Here is a 25942-nt window from a genome sequence, read left to right on the forward strand (position 1 = left end):
ACCCCCAACAGTAACTTACTTGTGTAATCCTTTTCATTATACCATTAATTCTTATGATTTTAATAGTGTGTGAGTATATTATCCGGTTTCCAAATATAGAAAAAAAGAGGATAACTCTTATTAGTACTGCGCCCTTCTTGAACGTAACAACAATAAATATTGTCTGTTACAGTATAATCCGGCAACATGATACTAGTTTTTGAGTCATCCCATTAAATATAAGAATTATTTTTAGTTAATTAATAGATTGTTCTATTTTTTTCATCATTAATGCCAGACTTGCGGAAGAAGTAAGTATTAATGATGTCACGCCATTGCTTCGCATTTTCAATCTGGACTTCAAGTCGATTTGCAACATTATCATACCGTTCTTCATCAATCTTTCCTTTTAGCTTGCTCCAACGTTCATTTAAGCCAATCGCTTGCTCAACACCTTCGAAATGAGTGTTGTAAATGTGCTGGATGACCGTCACACCAGACTTTAGTTTGTGCGTATACGGTACATGATGGAAGAATAATAACAACTCATCTGGACAAGAATCAAGTGACTCATACATATCCGCATTTTCTTTAAAATACTGTGCTGTATATCCAGTTCCACTTTTCACTGTACGATCAACACCGATTCCTTGCCAATCGGCAAAATGGTACGTTCCCCAAACTGAATATTCATATCCATCCACATTTGGTCCGTAATGATGGTTTGGGTTCACCATCCAACCAACACCAAGTGGAGATGTATAATTTTCGTAAATCGGCCAAGAATCATGGAGCATTGTTGTTATTTGCTCAACAACTTCAGGATCGTTACCAAATGTTGCTCGTACCCATTCGCCTGTAATCTCTTCAGTCGAAAGGTCCGGATTCCAAATTAGACGCCCATAACCGTACAAGTTTGCTTGTGCAAGCTGGTGTCCCGTCCAGTTGTTATCGTTTCCAATATTCGATACAGCTGCTATACCACTCAGTTTATTTTCAAATGTCGATCCGTCTACAATCCTCTTAATCGGCGTCCCTTGTCCTTTAGCGAATGTATCAAACTCGAGAATTTCTTTCCACTGAGGAATTAAATAGCAAAGATGTCGTTGTTGTCCGGTATATTCCTGAGTCACTTGGAACTCTAGTATTTGATTCGTTTCAGTCAACGCACCAAATAAAGGAGAGTTTGCCTCACGAACTTGGAAATCCATTGGTCCATTTTTTATTTGTAAAATAACATTATCATGGAACTGACCATCTAATGGTTTAAAGTGATCATATGCAGCCCGGGCACGATCCGTCTTTCGATCACGCCAGTCTTGCATACAGTTGTATACAAAGCATCTCCAGATCACAACTCCACCAAATGGCTCTAATGCTTCAGCTAACATATTTGATCCATCTGCATGATTTCGATCATACGTAAATGGTCCTGGTCGATGTTCCGAGTCAGCCTTTACTACAAATCCACCAAAATCAGGAATGACACGGTACACGTCTTTCGCTTTTTCTTTCCACCACTGTCGAACATCTTCGTTAAGCGGATCGGCAGTTTTTAAATCACCTAATTGCATTGGGCTAGCATAGTTAATGCTTAAAAAAGTTTTAATTGCATAATTTCTAAAAATTTCTGCAACCTTCGCAACATCAGGGAGAAATTCATCTGTAATTAGTTTTGTTTCAACAGCATGTACATTAACATTATTAATCGATATAGCATTTATCCCTACTGAGGAAAGCAATCTTGCATAATCTTTAATCCGCTCTAGATTCGTTGTAAACTTATTGTTTTCAAAGAAAATAGATTCTCCAGCGTATCCTCGTTCAATGCTCCCGTCCATATTATCCCATTGATTAATCATTCTGTACTGATTTGCAGGATTCTCTTTAATATTCAGGTTATCTAGATTTGTTCTAGTTTGAATAAGTCTAAGAAAATGAAAGCTTGCATATAGAACGCCTTTATCAGTTTTACCAGTTAAAGAAATATAGGAACGATCATTGCTGTGAATGGTCTGAATGACATACCCATCTTCGTTCAATTCATCTAAAGACTCTACATTATTATCCTTAGATGTCGTTAAGAGAATTTGATAAGAAGACTCAACAGCATTTGCAAGAGTTGGTTCCTCATCTGTCATCTCACAAATTGCATTTACAAGCTCATTCTTTGCTGATTTCATTACCTCAGAATGATCTTTAACAACAATCGTACGTAACCACTTGTTATTCTCATTTAGCCAATTTGCACCAGTTATTTTTTTATACGTTAACCAGCCTTTATATGCCTCAGTTACATTGTTTTTATTACTCATTGTAATTCCTCCAGTCAAACATTAGAAATTATTGAAGTTCTACATAAATTTGTAATGCTAAATATTACTTTCAACGGTCGTCCTTTTGGTCGAAAATACTTTGCTCAATCCTTTTTTGAACAAAGTCATTCATCAATTGTTCGAATGATTGATAATCAAGTTTATTAAATTCAGCAACGTAAGCGTCCCAATTAGAATCAAATTGATCCGGCTCTGATAAAACCATTTGCGGAAACCATTGTCTTTGCAAATTTTGTTTATGATCTTGAAAAATGGCTGCAGCAGATCCTTGCTCAATATTCGCACTCCAAGCTGGGAACCACGGACGTTCTTCCGGCTTTGAAAACAGATCTGCAAATACATTAAGATCGTATGCATCTAACAAGACTTTATCTTTTTCTGAATAACTATTCATCGCAACCTCAGGCTGGCGACGCGGCTCCCAAGCATTTCCATCAGAAAACTTTCCATTTCCACGAGGCCAATTCCATTCAAATATTGAAAACCCAAAACGATCCCTGTATTGTTTCTGGGCTGTTAACGCTATTTGCCTCTTTGTACGATAGTAGCGCCCTTCATCATTAACCTTGTATGTTTCCCCCTCAATTCCCCAAGTTACTAATTTTTGATTTTCTTCTTTCATTAAATTATCAAAAAATTTAATAATTCGAACAGGATCTTTGGCACTTGTTGTTATTCCAATCCCACGATTGGCAATAAAAGAAGGTGGATCTAGATATTGGTCTTTAATCGTTTCATCAAATACGATCGGCAATGCCATATACTGTCGGTCATCATCAGCAGCTGCACTCAAACTGTTAAATGCCTGACCCACTTGCCAGCGATAATCGAAAAAACCAAGTACTCTACCAGACGTGATTTTCGCTAAATATTCATCATACGTTGCCACAAATGCTTCCTGATCAAATAAACCCTTGCTATTTACTTCATTAAGTTTGGCTAAATATTGCTTCGTAATGTCCTTATTTCCATATACCTCAGCTCTGTACGTACCCATATCTACAATAACATCGCCATCATTTGGATAGCCTGCTAAGTGTGCGGGGGGGTTAGAGATAGCGAAAAACCTCCAGTCATACGTCAAGGCTGTAAAACCAATAGTATCCTCGCCATTAATTTCTGGAAATTTCATTGCATACTGTTCAATTAAGTCAAAATATTGATCAAGTGTATTAATATTCGGATAGCCAAACTCTCGTAAAACCCCACGTTGGATCCAAAAGGCACCTTGATCAATGTCTGGGCTAGGGACATATCCTTGGTGGGTTGCTCCAAAAGGGATATAATAAATATTGCCGTCTTCGTGAGTCATCTGTTCAATATATGGCTCATAAACTTTCTTCAAATTTGGTGCGTGTTCATCAATGAGATCATTTAAAGGAATAAACGCTTCGGCTTTAACGAGCTTATCAATGGCAATGTCTGGACTTATCACATCTGGATATTGACCACTTGCAATCATAACCCCTATACTTGTATCAATGTCACCTTCAAGGTTATCTACTTTAAAGTTAACCCCAGTTTGCTCTTCTAGTATTTTTCCAATAGTCGTTAGGTTCGAGTGTGTACTTCTTCCAGATCTTGATGCATTAAAATACGTAAAGGTAACGGGTGACAACTCTTCATGTTGACTGTCTACCTTCTCATCCTCACGTTCATTCATATTACAGCCAACCGATAGCGAACAGACAAACACCAAAATTAAAATCAACTTATTTTTTCTCATGCATGATTGCTCCTTACAAGTGATAGCTGTAAGCACTTGTATGTAAGCACTTACATTATAGCTTTATTTTTTGTGCTTCGTGACCCCGAAAAGTATAGAACATACTTAGAAAACCTTAGACTCTTTTAGAAGGGAAAATAATTTGCACTTTTGTCCCTTGACCAACAGAACTTTTTATATCAAATGTAAACTGATTTCCATAATGGAGTTTAAGACGATAATATACATTCTTTACACCTATACTTTCGCCCATGTCTTCTTTCGTTTGTATAGAATCTACTAAGTTCTTCAGCCGCTCTTTATCCATTCCAACACCATCATCCGTAATAGTAAATCGCAATCCCTCACTTATTTTCTCAATTTTTATGTGCAGAAATCCATTTCCTTTTTTGGACTCAATCCCATGTATGCTTGCATTTTCTACAAAAGGAATAAGGGACATATTAGGAATCATAAAACCTTTCGCCTCTTCATCTACTTCAATCTCAAAAAGTAATTTATCTCCAAAACGATATTGTTGGATCTCTAAAAAGCATTGAATAATCTTCAGCTCTTCTTCGACGGTAACCCAGTCCTTCCCCCAAGTGATTGAATTCCGTAACAATTTAGCCATATTTTGTATGATTTTCGCTGTCTCACTTTCTTTTTTTAATAGGCTTCTCATTCGTATCGTCTCTAGTGAATTGAAGAGAAAATGAGGATTGATTTGACTTTGCAATGCACTAAGTTGAGCTTGCTTTCTTTTTAACTCTAAATCTTTCTTTTGTAAATTGGCTATATACACATCATTAATTAAATCGTTAATTTTTTGTGACATCCGATTAAACTCGCTTGTTAATTGTCCGATTTCATCCTTATATTCAACTCCATCGATTAGCTCAAAATTCTGGTTTTTCATGCGTTTCATATGACGTACTATACGTAACAACCGTGCATGAAGCGAACTTGAAATCCAAATAATGATGAATGACGGTACTAAAAAATTAATCGAAGCTAGATACAAAATAAACTTCCTAGAATTTTGTACTCCTTCTAAAATAGCATTCTCTGAAACAACACCAACAACTTTCCATCCATCTAGATAGTTTAAATCAAATTCTTGTTCAAATATGGTTGAGTCTTTGGAGGATGAATGAACGTCAGTAAAATAAGTTGAATGCTGCCTAGGTACTTCAGAATCTGTCGTATATTCAATCCGACCATGTTCACTTAACAAATAGATATTCCCTTGAAATGCAATATTGCCAAAAGCTTGTCTAATGATCTCTGTGTTCAAGTCGATTTTCACAAACTTTTCTCGGGTATTCGTTTGAAAGTAATTTAATTGTCTAATAACGCTAAATGTATCGATAGAAGCTGTTCTTCTTACGATTGGATGCGAATATTGCAATTGAGTAATATCTTGATACCAATGATTATTCTGGATATTTTCGGTAATTTCTTCGATACCACCTGCAAATAGCATTGAATGATTATCAGTATAAAATGTAATTGATTTAATAGCAGAGTAAACAGGACTATATTTGTTAAAATTCCGAAAAGTTGATTCATATTCTATGACATAGTCAGTAACTGTTTCGTACTCTGTTTCAAAAAAATCATGTAATGTATCGTCTGTATAAATAGTAGATGAAACACCAATAGCCTCATCAACTGTATTTGAAAAATCGTTTGCAATTTGTTCAAAAGCAAGTGTCAAATCCTGCATTTTTTGTTTCTTCACATTCCCTGTTGTCACATGATAAAAAATGATATTAGTAAGAAGAATAGGGATAAAAACAGATAAGAAATAAATAATCAACAGCTTATTCTTAAGATGGACGTTATTTAAGTTAAACTTCCTCATTGTATCTCCATCATTTCATTAAAGTTTGTGTTAAAGTGATTTTCGATAATCGGTTGGAGTCATATTCTCCATTTTTTCAAATTGAGTTACAAAATAATCTGCACTTCTAAATCCTACTTTTTCTGCAATCTCATAAACTCGTAAATTCGTTTGTCTAAGGAGTTTTTTTGATTCATTCACCCTGATTTGCAAAAGGAAATCTTTAAAGTAGACGCCGTATGTTTTTTTAAAAAGTTGCCCCATATAGACCGGATTCATAAAAAACGTATGAGCAATACTTTTTAAACTGATATTTTTATGATAATGCTGTTCAATATAATTTTTGATTTTATGGATATCGCTTTTCACGTTTTGCTTTCTTAATTTAAAAATGTAACCGGAAGCTTCTTCTACAAATTCAATTAATAATTCCTTTAATTGAAGCAAAGTTAAGGATGAGTTATTCAAGTTGAGTATTGGCTGTAATTTCGTAAGTTGTTGTTCATTTCCTTCCATACTCCTTATCGCTTTCATAACACCATGGACACACCTCTTTATAGTTGTTTGAATGGACTCAGGTGCAAATAATTTCTCTTGAAATTCCTCAAACATTAAATCAATCTTCTTCCTCATATTACTAGAATCATTTTCTTCAATCGCTTCCATTAAAGATATAAAAACTTCATCTGTAATCTCAGAATGGATAATGGTTTGATCTTTTACCATGTCATATATAATAGGCTCATTTTCCAATTGCGTATACCTATATTCCATCGTTTTTGTTGCTGTTTCAAACGAGGTATTTAGATCATTAATGTGTTCTACAGCTTGACCAACATATATAGAAACAACCTTATTTAACATGTGTTGTAATGTGGTTTGTAACTCATTTACAAAACCTGCAATGTGGTTCGCAAATTTTTCAAGATGCTGATCTGTCACAAATACTCCATACCGATTTAATTCATGGTCTCGAATCATAATGGACTTTTCATTTGATATTTCAAAAATTGCATCACTAATGTATTCTTTAATTACATCGACCTTTTTCAAGTCAGAATGATAAGTACTACATGTATTAACTTCAACAATAATATAATACATTCTTTTCACTCTTTCTAATTGAAAGAAATTCGATAGCTCTTTCTGATGTTCGGTTATATTTCCTGAAAGAACATCTTCGAACATGTTTGTTATAATCAATTTTTGATTATGCTCTTTGAGTTTTTTCTCTTCATGAAGTGTCGTAGATAGTTGTTTTAAAGTTGTCTCTAACTCTTCTTTTTCTAATGGCTTTAAAATAAAATCACAGACACCATAACGAACAGCTTTCTGAGCATACGAGAAATCATTATAACCGCTTAAAATAATGAATTTTGCAGATGATTTTTTTTCTTCAACTAGCTGCCGTATCAATTCCAACCCATCTAATACAGGCATTCGTATATCTGTGATAACTAAATCAGGTTTCGTATTATCTATAACTTCTAGTGCGTCTTCCCCATTATCTGCTTCTGCTGAAACTTGAAAACCGCAATCTTCCCAATCAATAAGTGAGATAACCCCTTTTCGAACGAAATGTTCATCATCTACTAATACTACTTTGTGCATCACTATTCCCTCCCTTTGTTGTATTTTGTAAAAAAACACCAAAGATTGTCGCGTTGATCTATGTTGCTATTATAATACTAATCTCCTAATTTGGAAACGGTATCATTTATTAGTTCTGACTTTGGCGGTTCAAAACTACATTATAGTTAGTAAGTTCAAGACCAAAAAAGAATGGAGTGTAAATAACAACCCCCATCCTTTCATTCAATCATTCCCAACACGTTTTACGAAAATTTCCTCTGGATCAAATAGTCAATTATATTAAGACCTCTATAAAATTTTTAGGGCCTTCACCGTAGAAGGTTTTTCAAAAAGTCTAATCGTTGCTTTGCATTTCCTTTGATAATAATGTCTACTCCGCTGTCTATCATTTTCTCAACCTGTTCCCCGTTTGTTGTTCTTAATGCAGTTTCAACACTTAAGTACCCCATATCATATGGATTTTGTGCCACTGATCCTGCTACTACTTCGTCTTCTATTAGCTCAATCATTTCAATAATGCCATCAGCTCCGGTAACTGGAATTGCTAGGTCATGCTCTTGTAGTACTTCAATAACATGCAAAGCTAATGTATCATTTGATGCAATAATCCCTTTAATATCAGAATGACCTTGTAGTACTTCTTTCGTTGCTTTTTTAACAGAACTTGAGTCATTTGATAAATCTAGCTTTTCTGCAGCGATATAAATTCCTACATCCTTTAACCTTTCTCTAGCCCCAGTTATGCGCCCACCTGAAACGGGACTGTTTGAATCTCCACCAATCATTGCGACTTTATCTCCAGGCTGAAGTTGCGAAGCAAGTAGTGCCCCCGCCTTCTTTCCTAGATCAATGTTATCCGTGCCAATATAGGATGTTTTATTTGGCCAAGGATGATCCGTATCAAGCAGCAATACCGGAATACCAATCGCAACAAATTCATCTAATATTGGGATAATGTAGTCTGGATAAGTTGGTGAAACAATTAAGACATCTAGGTCTTCTTGTAGAATTCCCATTAAAATTTCACCTTGCTCTTCAGCCGTTCCTTCAACTGGAGCTAGCACTTGACCATCCATACCAAAGTCTCGAAACCCCTTTTCAGCACCAGCTTTAACGATTTCCCAGTACTGTGAATTTAAATCTTTTAATACTACTGCCACTTTTGGCTTTTCCTCTGCAAACGATTTCGATATGTATCCTATTGCTACCGTCAGTGTAACAAGTATACTTAGCAAGATTAAGGATTTCTTCTTCATTATTCAACCTCTCCTCTCAGTTAAGATCGAAAACGAATGGAAAAAATCGTTCCTGTAGATCCTGTTTCTATATCTATTTCAGCACCATGACGTTCGGCTACACTATAACATATTGCTAATCCTAATCCAGTTCCCTCTTCTTTTGTTGTAAAGAATGGAGTCCCTATTTTATCTAATATTTCGGGGCTAATACCAGTTCCTTGATCAATAATCCCTAAGATGACCGCTTGATCTTTCTCATATGTTTTTATTGTAAGTACTCCACCAGGAGACATAGCATCCAGTCCATTTAACGCTATATTTAAAATAATTTGACGAATTTCCTTTTCATCAACAATGATATCAGGGCAATCTTCTAAATCAAGTATGATCTCTTTGCTAGACCGTAATGCCTCTGCATGTATTAATGGGAATAAAGTATTGACAATCGCATTTAAACTTTGTGTTCTTTTATCACTTACTTTATTTCTAGCTAAATTTAAAAATTCAGTAATAATTGAATTAGCTCTATCTAATTCTTCCAACATTAAATCAACAATCTCTAATGGTAATTCATCACGGTTACTCCTTGCAACTTGTAAGAATCCGTGAACCGTAGTCATTGGATTACGAATTTCATGTGCAATTCCAGCCGCCATTTCTCCTATTAAATTAAGGCGGTCTAGCCTTGACATTTCTTTTTCTAATAAAACTCTGTCAGTAATATCTGTCAATACTAATAAAACACATCTCTCAGGATGTATGTCAATCATCTCAACAGAAAATAATGCTGCCCTAATTTCCCCACTTTTTGTCTTATAGTTAATTTTCTTGTTACGGACCCTCTTGCTAAAATCAACATAATTATCATCAGACCCTTCGACACTGTGCAATAAATCGATCTGTTCCTTTTTTAATTCTTCTAAATGGTAACCTGTAAAACTGATCAAGCTTGCATTCACATCTATATAAGTTTCTTCTTCAAGAGAATAAATCGCCATTAGACAAGGGCTTGATTCAAATATTTTCCGAAATCGCTCCTGAGATGCAAAAAGGTCATCCGCCACCTTATTTCGTTCAACTATTTCTTTCTGTAATTTTTGGTTGGCCTTCAAAAGCTCACTTGTTCGCTCTTTAATCACATGTTCCAATTCTGTGTATTGTTGCTTTTTCACTTCTTCTATCTGCTTTCTCTCTGTGATATCACGAATTGTACAAACAAAGATTTGTTCTCCTTTAACTGACGCTTCTCCTATTTGGATATCACAAGGAAAGTAACTTTCATCTTTTCGTAAGGCCACCGACTCAATTACTTTTCCTTCAGCTTGCTCGATAAATGAAAAAAGAATATAAGGATTGTCTTTTTTTTCATTCCCATTCAAATCAAGAAAGAGTTTCGTGACCAATTTCCCAATTAATTCCTCAGCCCTATAGCCATACATTTTTTCTACTGCGGGGTTTACTGACAACATGTAACCTTGCCCATCAAATGTCACAATCGTATCCATGATTGTTTCACCAATTACTTTTGATAAAGCTTCAGTCCGTCGTAAATTTAATGTTGTTACGTCTAACCTTTGATTGATCTCTTCAAGTTCGATCGTTCGATTTACATCATTCTGAAAGAGCTCTTGTTCATGTTTTTGATGAATCTTTACAAACTGTTCCATCTTCTGTTTTAATGTTTCAGGCTCAAATGGCTTAAATATATAATCAATTGCCCCTACAGAATATCCTTTATGAACGTGCTCCATATCTTGACTTATGGCTGTAATAAAAATAATAGGAATATTTTTTGTTTTTTCCCTCATTTTAATAAGCTTGGCTGTTTCAAATCCATTTAGTCCAGGCATTTGTACATCTAATAGAATAACGGCAAAATCTTGTTTCAACATGTATTTCAATGCTTCTTTTCCAGAAGTTGCACTAACTAAATTATAGTTTGGTGATATCAATACAGCTTCCAATGCTAGAAGATTTTCGGGATGATCATCTACCATTAGAATATTTACTTTTCTCGTATCCGCTCTATTTATATTTACGGTAGAGTTTTTCTGTTGAATCGAACTCTTCATAACAGTTTCCATAACTAGTAAATCTAATCCCCTCTCTTTTACCAAGCCCAAGAAAGCCATTTACACGTAAACTTTCATACATGAGCTGATGGACCTTATTTTGCAAATTCTTATTAAAATAAATGAGAACATTTCGGCAAATAATTATATCAAACTCATTAAATGAATGGTCCATAACTAGATTATGTTGTGCAAACACTACATTTTCTTTCAAAAATGACTGAAAAACCACCTGTTCACCTAATGCTTTATAATATTCTGAAAAAGCAGTTTTTCCACCGGATTCGAAATAATTTTGAGTATAGCGCTGCATACCATCAATTGAAAAGATCCCTTGCTTAGCCTTTTCTAAATTATTCGAATCTATATCTGTAGCGTAAATTTTTGCGATATTATAGATCCCCTCTTCGTGTAAAAGAATGGCCATAGAATATACTTCTTCACCTGTGGAACTTCCCACGTGCCAAATTTTAATATCTTTTCGATCTTTTAACGCTGGAAAAACCTTTGTACGCAATGCTTTAAAAAATGGTGGATCTCGAAACATCTCGGTTACATTTATTGAAAAGTCGGAGAATAAATGTTGCATTACTACTGGGTCACGTAATATTTTTTCCTGTAAAGCAGAAATGCTTGTTAGTTTCTCTTTTCTAACTCGATGAAATACTCTTCTTTGTATGAAAGGAAAAGCATATTCTCTAAAATCATAACCATAATAGCGATAAATCGCTTCAAGTAACATTTCAAGTTCAATCTTTTCTACTTCTTGATTTTTGGTATGAATTGTATTAACCGTGATCACCTACTCCTTCTTCCTATACAGCCATACATGCATAAGTGAGAATAACTGATCTATGTCAATTGGCTTACTAATGTAATCGGTGGCTCCAGCCTCTAAGCATTCTTCACGATTATGTTTCATAGCTTTTGCCGTAACGGCAATAATAGGGATTGTTGCATACTTAGGTAATTTACGAATACTGCGCATTGCTTCAAACCCGTCCATATCAGGCATCATAATATCCATTAAAATTAACTCAGTATCTGGATTCGCATATAATTCCTCGATCGCTTCTCGTCCACTTTCTGCATAAATAACATTTGTATCATATTTTTCAAGTGCTGATGTTAGTGCAAATACGTTTCGGACATCATCATCAACGATAAGAATCTTCTTATCTTTTAACAAAGTCTTTCGATGTCCTTGAACACTGCTTTCTTCAATCATGTCCGTTATATTCATTTCTTCAAAGTCATCCTCTACACCCGCAGCAACTTCTTTTAAAGCAAAGGTCTCATTTGCTTTTCCAGTTTGATCATATGGCACATACAACGTAAAGGTACTTCCTTTTCCGATTTCACTTTCTACTTCAATATAACCACCTAGTAAATAAGCAATTTCTCTACTAATAGATAAACCGAGACCCGTACCACCATACTGACGACTTGTCGTTCCATCAGCTTGTTTAAATGCATCAAAAATTGTCCTTTGTTTCTCTTGCGCTATTCCTATTCCTGTATCTTTAACTGAAAATACTAGCAATGATTTCTTTTCTTTCTTATCTCCTCGTACTACTAACGTCACACTGCCGGTATCGGTGAACTTAAATGCATTTGAAAGTAGATTTTTAAGGATTTGTTGCAGCCGATGTTGATCTGTATAAAAGATTTCTGGCAAGTCAGGCTCAATTTCGACATTAAAGAGAACTTCTTTTTGACGAGCAACTGGAGAAAATTGACGTATCACAAACTGTTTTACTTTCTCAATCTCAACTTCTTTTTGGATAATCTCTAATTTCCCTGATTCAACTTTTGCCAAGTCTAATATATCATTAATTAAATGAAGCAAGTCATTGCCAGAAGAATATATAGTCCGTACATATTCTTCCTGTTTATCCGTAAGATTGCCTTCCCCATTTTCAGAGAGAATCTTCGCTAAAATTAATAAGCTATTTAGCGGTGTACGTAACTCATGCGACATATTAGCAAGAAACTCTGATTTGTATTGCGAACTTAGTTCTAATTGCTGTGCCTTTTCTTCAAGAGCCTCCCTCACTTTTTCTAGCTCTTGCTTCTTAGATTCAGAACTCTCATATTGCTCTTCTAGCTTTTCATTCGTACTTCTTAATTCCTCTTGTTGCACTTGTAACTCTTCGGATTGAGCTTGCAGCTCTTCTGTAAGAGCTTGAGACTCTTGAAGCAATTTATCAGCCTTCATGCGATTAGCTATACTATTCATAGTAATACCAATATTGCTAACAATTTCTTCAAGTAGCTTAACTTGAGAAGGATTAAATGTACTAATAGAAGCTATTTCAATAACAGCAAGGACCTCTGTCTCATATTGCACCGGCAAGATAATACTATTTTTGGGAGAAACGACCCCGATTCCAGAAAAAATCTGTATGTTTTCACTTGGGATTTGATCCATTAAGATAGTGCGTCTTTCTGCTGCGCATTGACCAATTAAACCTTCTCCGATACGAAAGCGATCATATTTATTGCTCTTATCCGAAAGTGCATAAGAAGCACGCTTTTTCAAATACAAATGTTCGCCTTCCACTTCTTTAATATAGAACACCCCCCAGCTTCCCCCTACCATCGGTACAAGTTTCAAGATTATTAAATCTGCCAGCATCTGAACATTTCTAAACTCAGGATACATCGTAGCAATTTCGGCGATTTTTGTTTTTAACCAACTATGTTCTTCAGCTTCTTCTTTTAACTTCTTTTCTAATCTACTTTGCTTCTCTAACGATTGGGCCATTTTGTTAAAAGCCTTAGCAATAGCACCAAATTCATCTTTTGTAGCAATAGCAATCCGAGGCAGCGGACCAATATTGCCGCTAGTTACACTTTGCATAACAGATGTCACATCATTGAGATTTTTTGTGATGCTTCTAATAATCCAATAGGTAACGGCAATGGCAAGGCTTAACCCCACGGCAAGATATATGTAAATCATTTTTACAGCCCAATTATAGGAATCTCTAGAGCGGAAAAGTTCGTTCTTTAATTCTTGTTCTTGTAGTCCATGTAGTAGTTCACCAATTTGCAGCATTCGCTGACGAGTTAGTTCTGCGTCTTCCCATAGCAACGGTTCTACATCTACTCCTCTATTAATCCTTTGAATAGTTAGAAGTTGTTGTGCCGTATCTTGATAAGAATCATGTAATGTATTAAATTTCGCAATCAGTTCTTGAGATTTTTCTTGTGCATCCATTTTTTCCAAAGATTCAATTGCTAGCTTCAAATTCAAATGCGATTGTTCCCAGCCATTCATCGATATAGAGATCGATTCCTCTGATTGCTCAGTAGTTATCTCTCTTAACTCCCTTCCAATATTAGCAGTCTCGAACTTTATATTGGAACTCATGTCTATTCGTTCATTTAATTCGTTTACAATGACATGCATTTTGACTGTTGATTGTTCGAGCATGTTTAGTAATACAATGACGATAATTGAAATCAATACAAGAATGGATCCTATGCTAGCATAAAGTTTAGTCTTAAATTTCATATTTTCACCACTTAACTTTTCTTTTTTCACCACATTTCGACACCCTAAATCATACAACATTAATAATTTTCTGAAAAATGCTTTTCGTAAAAGCATAAATTTTGTAGTTATTTGATTTATTATGGCGCATCTACTACTCACATTATAATACACTTTAGCTAAAATAAAATACATATCTAAAATATAGCTTTTGTTTTTATTCATTAAAAAAGCAATACATAGTCTCTTAATGTGGGGATAAGAGTCTATGTATTGCTTTATAAATTAATAAGGCTACAAACTTCATGAGTCTTGTTACATTACCCATGAATTGCTTTACTATTCGTTGTATCAACGCTCACTTTACGTTTTTCTACTCTATCAAAGTATTTATGAGCTAAACGACCTGCCACTGAAGCTAGAAATTGTTGAAAAACGATAGCAATTACGATTGGAAATGCAACTGCTGGGGGGAAAAAAGTGATCGCCAATGCTGAACCCACTCCTGAATTTCTCATCCCACTATTAAATGCTAGACTTATCGCTACGTCCTTCTCCCACCTAAACATTCTAGCAACTAACAACCCGATCACATAACCAAAACAAGCAATCATAAAAACTAGTAATCCTATCATGACAATTTTCACGTTTACTTGCTTAAAGTAAGGAGAAACTACTGCGCTATTGAGCAAAATAACAAGCAACATACAGATTTTTGAAAACGGAGCTAGAGTAGTGCCTAACTTTATTGATTTTTCTTTAATAACTTGATTCACACATAACCCGAGTAACGAAGGAACAACAACCATCCACAAAAGGCCTAACATTAACCCTGAAGCATCCATAGTCACCTTTGCCCCAAGTAATATGTTTAAAGTAAAAGGAACGAGAATAGGCGATAACATCGTATTACATAATACAATTGCAAGCGTAACAGCCGTATTTCCTTTAAAAATAGATACCCACATGAGCGTAATAACTCCCGTAGGAATCGAAAACGCCAACACTAATCCAGTAATTGTATACACATCACCATTAAAAAATGAAGTTCCAAGTCCAAAAGCAAGCAATGGAATGACTAGCTGTAAGATGAATAAACAAACAATAATTGGGAGCGGATGAGAAATGGTTTTCTTTACATCTTGTAATTTCAGCATTAAACAACTAGAAAAACTAATAAAAGCAAAAATCCATTGTACTAAATAAGAAAAAGAACTTGCCCCTGACAATATCGTAACACCAAGGACGACAGTTACAGGAGTTAAATATGGTAACCAGTATTGTAGGAATGCATTTAAGCGATGTAACAAGCATATACCACCTTTCAAGTACTTCCAATATTTACATTATATCATCACTTGAATAACAACGTTGTTATTCAAGTCAAAAAAAGATAGCTCCATAATTTATTTTATCATATTTTTCCCCTTTTCACTTATTAAAACGGCATTATAAAAAATTTCAGGAATTATACTATTCTCCCCTGCAATTGATTGTACCGAAAAAAATACAACCCTCATCGGATTGTATTTTTTCATTACTCGATTGCTACTTAAAAACAGTAGGTAGCCACAACGAAATGCTCGGTATAAATGCTAGCAATAGGGCCGCAACGATTAAAATAACTAAAAATGGCCAGCTATTCTTAATGAACTCTTCCACCTTTGTCCCCGTTATCGAACAAGTTGTATACATAATTGTCCCTAATGGAGGTGTTAGTGTTCCAATGCTTATACATACAATAAAGAAAATACCAAAATGAACTGGATCGATCCCGTATTGTTGGATCATTGGCATAAATAATGGTGTTAAAATAATAATTGAAACATTTCCTTCAATAAACATCCCTACGATTAAGAGAAAAATTAAAACGACAATAAAAAACATAAAAGGTGAAGAAATGTAGTTAACCATAAACTCTGTCATTCTTTGGGGAACTTGCTCCAACGTTAATACCCACGCAAAGGCAGAGCCAGCAGCAATAATAATTAAAATAGATGCAGCTGTATGTACAGTTTCAACAAGTGCATTGATCAATTGCTTCATTTTCATCTCACGGTAAATAACTAGCCCAAGAAATAATGCATAAAATACCGCGATCGCTCCAGCTTCCGTTGCACTAAAAACCCCAAAACGAATCCCACCAATAATAATTATAGGTAATAACAAAGCCAAAATTGCATCTTTAAATGTAAATAAAAAATATTTTTTTGTTATCTTTTCTTTATTCTCCGTTTCAAGTTTATGCTTTTTTGCATAAAAGTGCACATAAATCATGAAGCTTAAACATAACACAATACCAGGTAATACCCCTGCAAGAAAAAGGCTTCCAATGGAAACGTTTCCTACATACCCATACATAATTAATGCAATACCTGGGGGAATGATCGGCGTAATTAATGAAGTTGAAGCCGTCAGAGCTGTTGCAAAGGCACGGCTATATCCCTTTTTCTCCATCTCAGGAACAAGTACTTTAGATTGCATCGCCGCATCAGCAACATTAGATCCGGACAATCCACCCATTAACGTACTGAGAACAACATTTACTTGTGCCAATGATCCAGGAAGTCGATTTGTCAGTACTTGTGCAAATCGTAACATTCTCGATGTGATTCCTGTATAATTCATTAAAATTCCAGCCGTAACGAAGAAAACTATCGCTAAAAGCGGAACAGACTCAATTCCACCGACCATTCTTTGAATTAATACCATACTTGAGAAATTATCAGTAAATAAAAAGTAAACAGCTGTACTCACTATTAGCGCAAATGCGATTGGTACATTTAGTAAAAATAATAGTAGTAAAACTGTCAATACGACCGTCAAAGCCATCTCAAGACCCTCCTTCTTTTCCAAGCTCTATTTGGATGGAGCGAATGAATGCCCTAGTAAAGTAAATAGCTGTAAACAACCCTCCAATAGGTATAGCTATATTAATAACTTGGTAGCTAATACCAAGAATAGGGGTTACTTTACTAGATGCTTGAGCTGTAAAAGTAAATCCAAGATAGACAAACACATAAAAGAGGACATAGTAAATGGCGATAGCACGAATGGTAATACTAAGGATACGCAAGGGTTTCGGCAATTTTTGCACGAAATAATCAACTCCAATATGACTATCACGTTTCATTGCTGAACTGATCCCTATAAATACAAGCCAAACAAATAACCCTATAGCTATTTCTTCAACCCAAGGTAATGGTTTGTTTAACACATATCGAGAAAACACATTCGTACCAGTTAACAAGATGATAGCAAATAACGCAAATGTCGATATTCCATCATCAATAAAATGAAACCATCTTTTTGTCATGATCTTCCCCCTGTTCGAAGGATCCTTGGTTAAAAAGGAAACATTACTAATCCTCGTTTTTTTGGTGAAGTATGAGTAAGCATACACTATTGCACATGCTTACTATTTACCCATATAACCTAAGGTCCCAATTGCTTATGGACGATTTTTTAATAACTCTTGAATTTCCTCATATAGTCCTGGTGTCCAAGATGGAAATGCTTCATAAACGCTTTGTACTAATTCTTTAAACGGTTCTACATCCACTTCATACACTTCCACACCTTGCTCTTGGAATTCGGCCATCACAGTTTCTGTTTCTTCATCCAAAATAGCTCTAGCATAATCCCCAGCTTCATCACCAGTTTCCCTTAAAATTTGAACGATATCCTCTGGCAATGTTTCTATGAAACTAGTTCCACCGATCCAAGATGTAATAAATTTTTGATGGCCAGTTAAAGCCAAATGTTGAGAAACTTCGTGCGCCTTTACACCTTGTAGAACAGGAAGCGGATTTTCTGCTCCATCTACAAGTCCTTGCTGCAAGGATGTATACAAATCTCCAAGTGGTGTTGGGGTTGCAGCAGCACCCATTGCCTCAAATGTTTGAATAGACATTTGGTTATTTGGAACTCGAATTTTTAACCCATTTAATTCTTCTGGCGTTGTTACCTTCTCATTTGTTAATAAGTGCCGTTCACCATAAACAGTTCTAGTTGTAACAATATCAATTCCTTGATCATTTAAATCGTTTTTTAATCCTTCAAACCAATCCGTTTCTGTTAAATATAATAGCTCATCAAAATCATCAACTAAGTAAGGAGCTGTTAATATCCCTGCATCTGGAACATAGTCCATTAAAAAGTCGTACCCAGCCATAACAATAACGTTATTACCCATTTGAGCCTGCTCCACTACATCTTTTTCAGAGCCTAATTGTGAACTCGGATAAAGCTTCAGTTCAATTCTTCCATCACTTTTTTCTGCAGCTAACTCTTTCCATTTGTTTGCCAGCTTATCAACTGGCTCTCCTGGTTGGTTTCCATACGCAATATTGATTTCATATGTTTCACCATCTGTTGTTCCTTCGGATTCAGTTGATTCTTCTGTTGAACCTTCTGATGTTGATATACTCTCTTCACTTGTTCCTTGTGAACAGGCAGCAACCATGACTAGTAACATAATTGACAATAGTGCAAACATCCATTTTTTACTTATTTTCATAGTGATAACCTCTTTTCTTATTATCAAAATAGACAACGCTTTCATTTCTTAGAAACTCACTTGCCATTGTTCAATTAAAAGGTTGGACCTATTCTCCAAATACCGAAGTCATGTTGTTTCAAAATTTCTGCTTTTGTCAGTTTACCAGAGCTAACTAAACCAATTTCATCGAAAATTCGCTTTCCAACTTCTTCGACTGTTTCTTTCCCTTCAATGATTGTTCCTGCATTGAGATCCATATTTTCGCTCATTCTATCAAACATTCCCGTATTCGTTGAAATTTTGATAACAGGAGCAATCGGAGACCCGGTAGGCGTTCCTCTTCCACTTGTAAATAAGACAACTTGAGCCCCGCCTGCGACCATTCCCGTTAATTGTTCAATGTCATGTCCTGGTGTATCCATCCAGACCAAACCTTTTTCGTTTGGTTCTTCAGCGTAGTCTATAATCTCATTTAAAGGACTTTTTCCTGCTTTATTTGCTGCTCCTAACGATTTTTCCTCTAATGAACTTAATCCACCTTCAATATTCCCAGGGCTAGGATTACCAGTACGAATGTCGACTCCCATATGAATGGAGCGGTTTTCCATAGCTGTAATGACTTCGTATACACGTTTAGAAACTTTATCATTCTTGGCACGATTTGCTAACAGATGTTCCGCTCCTATTAATTCCGTTGTCTCAGCTAAAATAGACGTCCCGCCATTTTCGACGATCATATCACTAACTGCTCCAACGGCTGGGTTTGCTGATAATCCTGAACAGGCATCGGAACCACCACATTCTGTACCAATAATTAATTCACTGAAATCACACCACTCTTTCATTTGAGCTGATGCTTCTTGAACTAGTTTCGTAGCTGCTTTAGCTCCTTCTGCAATTGAAGTTAACGTCCCACCATAATCTTGTATTGAAACTGTTATTACTGGTTTACCAGACTTCGCAATTTCTGCTGCAACACTTTTAGCCTGATGGGTTTCACAGCCAAGACCTAATACAACAACACCATATACGTTCGGATTTTTCCCCATCCCAACATAGGTACGAAAAGTTTGCTCATAATCAATTCCTACTTGAGCACATCCATGTTGATGGATAAAACTAACCGTTCCATGGACAAGTTCAGTAATTTGTTTTGCTGTTTGAGTCGCACATGTAATCGTCGGTAAAATTAGTACATGGTTTCGAACTCCTACTTTTCCATCTGGACGACGATATCCTAAAAATTTACCCTCTTCAATCTGTACCAACTTTGTCACCTCTCCCTCTCGTTCCTTCAAGATTGTGAACATGAACATGCTCACCTTCACCAATATCCCTTAATGCTTTCCCAATTACTTCTCCATACTTCTTAATTTCAGTCCCCTTCATAATTCGTCGAACAGCAAACTTATGACCAAAGGTGATTGCTTCTTTTATTTTTATCATGGTCGATTCTTTTTTTGAAAAAGTCACCTCAATTTGCGTTCCTGCTGGAATATCCTGTAAAGCTACAGCTACGTTATCTATTGGTCTCATGATGATGGTTCGAAAAAGATTTTCACTCAAATCATTCTCCCCTTTCTCCTTTTACACAGAATAGTGATTGAATCATCCTTAATTTCGGTATTGTGGTAATACCAAGTTCACAACGCAATGTGTTTCTATCCATAGGTATTGTGGTAGTACCATTAGAATACACATAAATCGCTATTTATTTTAGTTGACTCCTTACTTCTAGTTGGCAACCAACCTTTTAAGCGCTTTCAATTCTCGTAAAAAGTCGGGTGGTAGTACCAGCACATTTAAAATATATCATGGCAATTTTAGGATTTCAACTAATTTTCTGCTTTTCAGAAAATTAAATTATCTACTTTGCTACATATCCTTATATTTCTATGTTTTTTACATTGTACGTATACATTCTCCTCATTTTTGTGGTATTTTGGTAGTACCAGCATTTACATAAGAAATATGTTAAAAGGTGGCTAGAAAATGGTTAAAATAAATCCTATTAAAAGAGTAACAGTTACGGAACAGATTATGGAGCAAATGGCATCCTGGATTACATCGAGTCAGTTAAATCCTGGAGATAAACTCCCAAATGAACGTATGCTAGCTGAAGAATTCGGTGTTAATAGAGGGCGCATTCGCGAGTCTTTACGTGCACTTTCTCTTATAGGCCTCATTACAATCAAACCAGGGGAAGGAAGCTTTGTCAGTAAGCGTGAATCTCCTATCCCTGCTGAAACCATTGTTTGGATGTACTACAATGAAATTGACAATTTAGAAGAAGTGTATGCAGCACGTAAATTAATTGAATCAGAGGTTTACTTTGAAGCATCTCAACAGATGACAAATCATGAAATAACCGTCTTAGAAGACTTTTTGAATCAGTTAAAAAGTTTATCTGAGAAAGAAAAAGATATTGAAGCATTTCAACATCTGCTTGATGAGTTTGATTTACACATGGGCCTTTGTAGTAGCAATAAAATTTACAGCAAACTTATGCAAACGATCGTACATCTTCGCCATGATTCAATGTTAAAAATCCTTAATGTACCTGGAGCTTGGAAAAATAGTATTGAGAGCCGTACAAAATTATTGGACGCCATAAAAGCTAGAGATACTGATCAAATAAATCAGGCAATTGAACTCAATTTTACAAGAGCCAAGCAATTTTACGCAAAAGTTGATTAATTATCATTTACTACTAAAATATTACTAAGAGCCCATTTAGACTAACGAGTGCAGTTAGTCTAAATGGGCTCTATCAGCTTAAAAACACGAGCTTCCTGAGCAAATTACACTTCTTGCTTAAACTTGTTCGTTAATTTACCAAGCTTCTCTATTTCGATTGTCACTTCATCGCCATCTTGTAAATACACTCTTTGGTCTTCAGGTTGACCCATAGCAACCCCCTCAGGAGTACCCGTTAAAATAATATCTCCAGGATTTAATGTCATATGTTCAGAGATATAACTAACAATCTCATTGCATTTAAAAATCATATCAGAAGTGTTTGAGTTTTGACGTACTTCCCCATTTACAATGGCTTTGATCTCTAACTGATTAGGGTCATCTACTTCATCACTTGTAACCAAATATGGTCCTAGTGGGCTAAAGCCATCACAACATTTTCCTAGTAACCACTGATTTGTACGGAACTGTAAGTCGCGAGAGGATAAGTCATTGACATTACAATACCCAAACACATAATCCAACGCCTCGTCTTTTGATACACGTTTAGATTGTTTCCCAATAACCATAACAAGTTCAGCTTCATAGTCGTTCTCTTTTGAATTAAATGGTAGCTTAATAATCTCATTATGTGCTGCGACCGTATTATCAAATTTATTAAATAAGACAGGGTAAAGAGGAGTCGGCATATTGGATTCTTCGGCATGTTTCTGATAATTTAGACCAACACAGATCATTTTTCCTGGCTTAGGTACAGCAGGACCCAACGTTAAGCTTTTCTCTTCTAAAAACAAATTCTCTTCTTTATTTTCAAGCGCTAGGCTAGTTAACGATTCTAGCTCTTTTAAAGAGTTTTCCTCATTGATTACCGCTTCGATTGAAAGAGGAACGCTTCTCTCAAAAACTTCAGCTGCTTTTCCAATATGTAATACACCTTCAGCTGTCTTAACCCCTAACTTTAACTGTCCATCTTCTTTAAATGTTAGCAATTTCATTTCAATAACCTCCAAAAATATTCTATTTTATGAATTCTTAAATAATTAACTAGACTTTCCGTTAACGACTCCTCCATCAATCATAAAAGGTGTCCCCAACATGAATTTGGACTCATCAGAAGCCAAATACAATGCTGCATAAGCTACATCAATCGGTTTTCCTAAGTCACCACTTAGCTGTCTTTCTTTAATTTTTGCAATCGCAGCTTCACGGTTAGGTTCTCTTGAAAGGTAATCCTCAACAAATGGCGTATAAATCGTACCAGGCATTAATGCATTCACCCTTATATTGAACGGTGCATAGTCAACTTGCATCGACTTCGTTAATGATAGGATAGCTCCTTTACTAGCAGCATAGGAAGCTCGATTCCCCAACCCAATCTCAGCAATACATGAAGACATATTAATAATGGAACCACTTTTCTGTTCGACCATAAATGGAACAATAACTTTTGAAACTAAGAATACTCCTGTTACATTCACATCAATTACTTTTTTCCATGTTTCAAGTTCAACTTCGTGTAATTGTCCAACACCGCTTATTCCGGCATTATTAAATAAAATATCAACCGTTTGTTCATTTCCTTCGATTTCTTTAGCCAGCTTTTTGACACTTTCTTCATTTGTTACATCTACCTGTACGAAGCGAGCACTACCGTTATTTGCTAAAATCTCAGTAACAGTTTCCTTTCCCATTGCTGCATTAATATCTACAACTATTACTTTTGCACCTTCTTTAGCGAACAATAAAGCGGTCTCTTTCCCAATACCCGAACCTGCACCTGTTATTAATGCTACTTTGCTATTTAATCTCACTAAAGTTCCTCCTTTGTTTCCATATAAAGCGTTTTCAAAACAAAAAATAAGGAGTTAACTCAACCTGAGGTACTCTGGTACTACCACAAGATAGACTTTATCATGTTTCCTTTTCTTTATCAATAACAAACTATTTTAAATACTTAGTACAAAGTTAGGGAAATATCATTGCCTCTTATTAAATAAGCTCTTTAAAAAGCCCTCCTAAACTGAATAGGAGGGCCATTCATTTAATTAAGATCCTTTTACAAACACTGTTTTAATTGATGTAAAAAATTCAATGGCAGCTTGACCTTGTTCTCTAGAATGCGAGCTTGATTGCTTCATTCCACCAAATGGTGCTTGCAATTCAACCCCTGCACTTTCGGCATTAACGCGAACCAGACCCGCCTCCATGTCCTCGATAAAGTGAAGCATCTTTTGAATGTTAGTTGTAAAGATGGATGCACTTAAGCCGAACTGTACATCATTGGCAACTTTAATGGCTTCATCCATTGTGTCAACTTTAATAAGCGCAAGAACTGGTCCGAAAATTTCTTCTTGAGCAATCGTCATGTCATTTGTTACATCCTCAAAAACAGTTGGTTCAACATAGAAGCCGTCCGCGCAATCAGCGTCTACATAACGGTTTCCACCAACAAGTAACGTTGCCCCTTCTTCTTTCCCTTTTTCAATATATGATAATACGGTATTTAGTTGGTTTTCGCTTGCGCAAGGCCCCATCCAAATTCCTTCTTGCATCCCATTTCCAACAGTAATCTCCTGCACTTTTGAAACTAGTTTTTCTTTAAATGTTTCATAAACTGAACCATGAACGATAACACGACTTGTTGCTGTACACTTTTGTCCTGTTGAACGAAGACCACCGCTGATTGTCGCTTCTACTGCCAAGTCTAAGTCTGCATCTTCTGCAACAATAACTGGGTTTTTCCCTCCCATTTCGAGTTGATATTTTGCTCCCCTAGCCAAAGCTCCTTGACCAACTTGTTTCCCTACAGTATCAGAACCAGTAAACGTAATCCCATTAACGTCTGGATGATCTGTAAGTCCTTGACCAATAACAGAGCCTGAACCAGTGACTAAGTTCACTACTCCACTAGGGAAATTAGCTTCTTCAAAACATTCAATAACTTTCGCTGCTGTTACAGCTACTTCTTGAGCTGGTTTTAAGACAACTGCATTTCCGTAAATGAGTGCAGGAGCCATCTTCCAAATAGGAATCGCAACAGGGAAATTCCATGGTGTAATCACACCGACTACTCCAAGTGGCGTACGATTGGTAAACATGAGAGCACCTGAATCAGTAGATGGAATCACATCTCCAACTTTTCTCATGCCTTCCCCTGCATAATAACGTAAAATTGCTACACCACGTGCTGTTTCGCCTTTTGCCTCTGGAAATGTCTTACCCATTTCACGTGTCATCGTTTCAGCAATTTCATCAACACGTGATTCTAGAATGTCTGCTACTTTAAATAGAAAAGCGCCTCGTTCTGCCCCTGATAATTTCCCCCATGATTTTTGTGCTACTTTCGCGGCTTCAACTGCAGCATTTAAATCTTCAACTGGAGATTTTTGTACATATCCTACAATTTCATTACGGTTAGCTGGATTAATACTAGCAGATACTTCCGAGTTCGATGACTTTACCCATGAACCATTGACAAAGTTTAAAAATGTTTTTACATCTGTTTTCGTTACCATAAATAATTCCTCCCAAACTTTCTATTTATTTCTACTACGAACTAGTACGTTCTTATTTTGCTACTTGTGCAACTTGGCTTTTTACTGGATTGATTAACTTTCCAATATTAGAAATTTCAATTTCAATTTGATCGCCATCATCTAATGTAAATTCATTTGGTGGTACAATACACGTCCCTGTCAATAAAACGGTCCCAGGAAACACAATATTATCTTTTCTTAAGAAACTAGCAAGCTCATCAAATTTACGTTTTAATTGATTTGTACTTGCAGAACCTTCTACAACGAGTTCTTCATTGCGATATATTTTACACGTAATCTCAAATTGATATGGGTCTTCAACTGTTTCAGCAAGAAGAATAGCTGGACCAATTGAACAAGAACGGGCCCATAATTTTGCCTGTGGCAAGTATAAAGGGTTCTCGCCTTCAATATCACGACAACTCATGTCATTGCCAATCGTGTAACCAAGAATTTCTCCTTCACTCCCAAGAACAAGACCTAGTTCTGGTTCAGGAATTTGCCAATTTGAGTCACTTCTCAAGAAAAGGTCTCCACTTGGACCAATTGTACGTTCCTTTGTTGACTTAAAGAAGATTTCAGGTCTTTCTGCATCATAAACTTTATCATAAAATGTCGTTGCATCAAGTTTCCCATTGGTAGCTTCATAGTTTCTTGCTTCCTTGCTTTTTTGATATGTTACACCCGCAGCCCAGACTTCTGGAGCCTCAACTGGGACAAGTAATTTTAATTCATCAAAGCTTTCAGTTAATGGCACACTTTGTGTGATGATTTCATTAACAAGATCGACTGGTCTTACATCTTTTGTTTTCGCTACTTCGATAACTTCTAAAAAACTAGAGTAAGGAAGAGAATACACTTTGTTTTCTTCTGTCACGGCTGCTAATACAGGGTTTTGTGATTGCTTTTCTTCAAATCGGATGATTCTCATGATAAATCC

Annotated in this window: 19 protein-coding genes; 1 reads left to right on the top strand and 18 read right to left on the bottom strand. The window is 35.9% G+C overall.

Annotation, left to right across the window (positions count from 1 at the left end):
- Nucleotides 1-239: 239 nt before the first annotated feature.
- From SLH51_RS08285 to SLH51_RS08350, 14 genes are all read right to left on the bottom strand, one after another.
- On the bottom strand, nucleotides 240-2294 hold the full coding sequence (locus tag SLH51_RS08285) for an alpha-glucuronidase family glycosyl hydrolase (RefSeq protein ID WP_335960599.1): 2055 nt from the start codon (nucleotides 2292-2294) through the stop codon (nucleotides 240-242).
- Nucleotides 2295-2364: 70 nt separating this feature from the next.
- Nucleotides 2365-4041: an ABC transporter substrate-binding protein gene (locus tag SLH51_RS08290; RefSeq protein ID WP_335960601.1), complete on the bottom strand. Its 1677-nt coding sequence runs from the start codon at nucleotides 4039-4041 to the stop codon at nucleotides 2365-2367.
- 115 nt (nucleotides 4042-4156) lie between these two features.
- On the bottom strand, nucleotides 4157-5887 hold the full coding sequence (locus SLH51_RS08295) for a sensor histidine kinase (RefSeq protein WP_335960603.1): 1731 nt from the start codon (nucleotides 5885-5887) through the stop codon (nucleotides 4157-4159).
- Nucleotides 5888-5917: 30 nt separating this feature from the next.
- Nucleotides 5918-7477 (bottom strand): response regulator transcription factor, encoded by a 1560-nt coding sequence (locus SLH51_RS08300; RefSeq protein ID WP_335960605.1) that lies wholly within the window; start codon nucleotides 7475-7477, stop codon nucleotides 5918-5920.
- A gap of 290 nt (nucleotides 7478-7767) precedes the next feature.
- Nucleotides 7768-8715, bottom strand: coding sequence for a sugar ABC transporter substrate-binding protein (locus tag SLH51_RS08305; protein WP_335960607.1), 948 nt, complete (start codon nucleotides 8713-8715; stop codon nucleotides 7768-7770).
- A 20-nt stretch (nucleotides 8716-8735) separates the two neighbouring features.
- Nucleotides 8736-10781, bottom strand: a complete 2046-nt coding sequence (locus SLH51_RS08310; protein WP_335960609.1) for a PAS domain S-box protein — start codon at nucleotides 10779-10781, stop codon at nucleotides 8736-8738.
- A complete protein-coding gene (locus SLH51_RS08315; RefSeq protein WP_335960693.1) occupies nucleotides 10723-11511 on the bottom strand; it encodes a CheR family methyltransferase in 789 nt (262 codons plus the stop codon). The genes SLH51_RS08310 and SLH51_RS08315 overlap by 59 nt, the downstream gene beginning before the upstream one ends.
- Nucleotides 11512-11571: 60 nt before the next feature.
- The gene (locus tag SLH51_RS08320; RefSeq protein ID WP_335960610.1) at nucleotides 11572-14289 is read right to left on the bottom strand and encodes an ATP-binding protein; all 2718 of its coding nucleotides are present in this window, start codon (nucleotides 14287-14289) and stop codon (nucleotides 11572-11574) included.
- A gap of 299 nt (nucleotides 14290-14588) precedes the next feature.
- Complete coding sequence (locus tag SLH51_RS08325) at nucleotides 14589-15578, bottom strand: bile acid:sodium symporter family protein (RefSeq protein ID WP_335960611.1); 990 nt, start codon at nucleotides 15576-15578, stop codon at nucleotides 14589-14591.
- 238 nt (nucleotides 15579-15816) lie between these two features.
- Nucleotides 15817-17100 (bottom strand): TRAP transporter large permease, encoded by a 1284-nt coding sequence (locus tag SLH51_RS08330; RefSeq protein WP_335960612.1) that lies wholly within the window; start codon nucleotides 17098-17100, stop codon nucleotides 15817-15819.
- A 1-nt stretch (nucleotide 17101) separates the two neighbouring features.
- Nucleotides 17102-17584 (bottom strand): TRAP transporter small permease, encoded by a 483-nt coding sequence (locus tag SLH51_RS08335; RefSeq protein WP_335960613.1) that lies wholly within the window; start codon nucleotides 17582-17584, stop codon nucleotides 17102-17104.
- Nucleotides 17585-17719: 135 nt separating this feature from the next.
- Nucleotides 17720-18787, bottom strand: a complete 1068-nt coding sequence (locus SLH51_RS08340; RefSeq protein ID WP_335960614.1) for a C4-dicarboxylate TRAP transporter substrate-binding protein — start codon at nucleotides 18785-18787, stop codon at nucleotides 17720-17722.
- Nucleotides 18788-18861: 74 nt separating this feature from the next.
- The gene (locus SLH51_RS08345; protein WP_390183940.1) at nucleotides 18862-20046 is read right to left on the bottom strand and encodes a UxaA family hydrolase; all 1185 of its coding nucleotides are present in this window, start codon (nucleotides 20044-20046) and stop codon (nucleotides 18862-18864) included.
- Nucleotides 20024-20335 carry a UxaA family hydrolase gene (locus tag SLH51_RS08350; RefSeq protein ID WP_335960615.1) on the bottom strand — a complete coding sequence of 104 codons (312 nt, stop codon included), beginning with the start codon at nucleotides 20333-20335 and terminating at the stop codon, nucleotides 20024-20026. The genes SLH51_RS08345 and SLH51_RS08350 overlap by 23 nt, the downstream gene beginning before the upstream one ends.
- A 426-nt stretch (nucleotides 20336-20761) precedes the next feature.
- Here SLH51_RS08350 and SLH51_RS08355 point away from each other — a divergent pair, with 426 nt between their 5' ends.
- A complete protein-coding gene (locus SLH51_RS08355) occupies nucleotides 20762-21466 on the top strand; it encodes a FadR/GntR family transcriptional regulator (RefSeq protein WP_335960616.1) in 705 nt (234 codons plus the stop codon).
- Nucleotides 21467-21570: 104 nt separating this feature from the next.
- On the opposite strand, the gene SLH51_RS08360 is transcribed toward SLH51_RS08355, so the two are convergent.
- The 4 genes from SLH51_RS08360 to SLH51_RS08375 all read right to left on the bottom strand — a co-directional run bounded on the left by SLH51_RS08360 (nucleotide 21571) and on the right by SLH51_RS08375 (nucleotide 25933).
- The gene (locus tag SLH51_RS08360) at nucleotides 21571-22461 is read right to left on the bottom strand and encodes a fumarylacetoacetate hydrolase family protein (protein WP_335960617.1); all 891 of its coding nucleotides are present in this window, start codon (nucleotides 22459-22461) and stop codon (nucleotides 21571-21573) included.
- A gap of 45 nt (nucleotides 22462-22506) precedes the next feature.
- Nucleotides 22507-23277: an SDR family NAD(P)-dependent oxidoreductase gene (locus SLH51_RS08365; protein WP_335960618.1), complete on the bottom strand. Its 771-nt coding sequence runs from the start codon at nucleotides 23275-23277 to the stop codon at nucleotides 22507-22509.
- Between the two features lie 234 nt (nucleotides 23278-23511).
- Nucleotides 23512-24981, bottom strand: coding sequence for an alpha-ketoglutaric semialdehyde dehydrogenase GucD (gucD, locus tag SLH51_RS08370; RefSeq protein WP_335960620.1), 1470 nt, complete (start codon nucleotides 24979-24981; stop codon nucleotides 23512-23514).
- Between the two features lie 52 nt (nucleotides 24982-25033).
- Nucleotides 25034-25933 (bottom strand): fumarylacetoacetate hydrolase family protein, encoded by a 900-nt coding sequence (locus SLH51_RS08375; RefSeq protein ID WP_335960621.1) that lies wholly within the window; start codon nucleotides 25931-25933, stop codon nucleotides 25034-25036.
- Nucleotides 25934-25942 lie beyond the last annotated feature (9 nt).

The organism is Halalkalibacter kiskunsagensis (assembly GCF_037027555.1).
In the GTDB taxonomy this organism is placed as follows: domain Bacteria; phylum Bacillota; class Bacilli; order Bacillales; family Bacillaceae_D; genus Halalkalibacter; species Halalkalibacter kiskunsagensis.

Coding starts and splice junctions, on each gene's coding strand:
- SLH51_RS08330 (WP_335960612.1), bottom strand. CDS start 17,100: ATGGCTTTGACGGTCGTATTGACAGTTTTACTACTATTATTTTTACTA.
- SLH51_RS08315 (WP_335960693.1), bottom strand. CDS start 11,511: ATGTTACTTGAAGCGATTTATCGCTATTATGGTTATGATTTTAGAGAA.
- SLH51_RS08285 (WP_335960599.1), bottom strand. CDS start 2,294: ATGAGTAATAAAAACAATGTAACTGAGGCATATAAAGGCTGGTTAACG.
- gucD (WP_335960620.1), bottom strand. CDS start 24,981: ATGGTAACGAAAACAGATGTAAAAACATTTTTAAACTTTGTCAATGGT.
- SLH51_RS08320 (WP_335960610.1), bottom strand. CDS start 14,289: ATGAAATTTAAGACTAAACTTTATGCTAGCATAGGATCCATTCTTGTA.
- SLH51_RS08295 (WP_335960603.1), bottom strand. CDS start 5,887: ATGAGGAAGTTTAACTTAAATAACGTCCATCTTAAGAATAAGCTGTTG.
- SLH51_RS08290 (WP_335960601.1), bottom strand. CDS start 4,041: ATGAGAAAAAATAAGTTGATTTTAATTTTGGTGTTTGTCTGTTCGCTA.
- SLH51_RS08300 (WP_335960605.1), bottom strand. CDS start 7,477: ATGCACAAAGTAGTATTAGTAGATGATGAACATTTCGTTCGAAAAGGG.
- SLH51_RS08340 (WP_335960614.1), bottom strand. CDS start 18,787: ATGAAAATAAGTAAAAAATGGATGTTTGCACTATTGTCAATTATGTTA.
- SLH51_RS08305 (WP_335960607.1), bottom strand. CDS start 8,715: ATGAAGAAGAAATCCTTAATCTTGCTAAGTATACTTGTTACACTGACG.
- SLH51_RS08310 (WP_335960609.1), bottom strand. CDS start 10,781: ATGGAAACTGTTATGAAGAGTTCGATTCAACAGAAAAACTCTACCGTA.
- SLH51_RS08375 (WP_335960621.1), bottom strand. CDS start 25,933: ATGAGAATCATCCGATTTGAAGAAAAGCAATCACAAAACCCTGTATTA.
- SLH51_RS08355 (WP_335960616.1), top strand. CDS start 20,762: ATGGTTAAAATAAATCCTATTAAAAGAGTAACAGTTACGGAACAGATT.
- SLH51_RS08360 (WP_335960617.1), bottom strand. CDS start 22,461: ATGAAATTGCTAACATTTAAAGAAGATGGACAGTTAAAGTTAGGGGTT.
- SLH51_RS08335 (WP_335960613.1), bottom strand. CDS start 17,584: ATGACAAAAAGATGGTTTCATTTTATTGATGATGGAATATCGACATTT.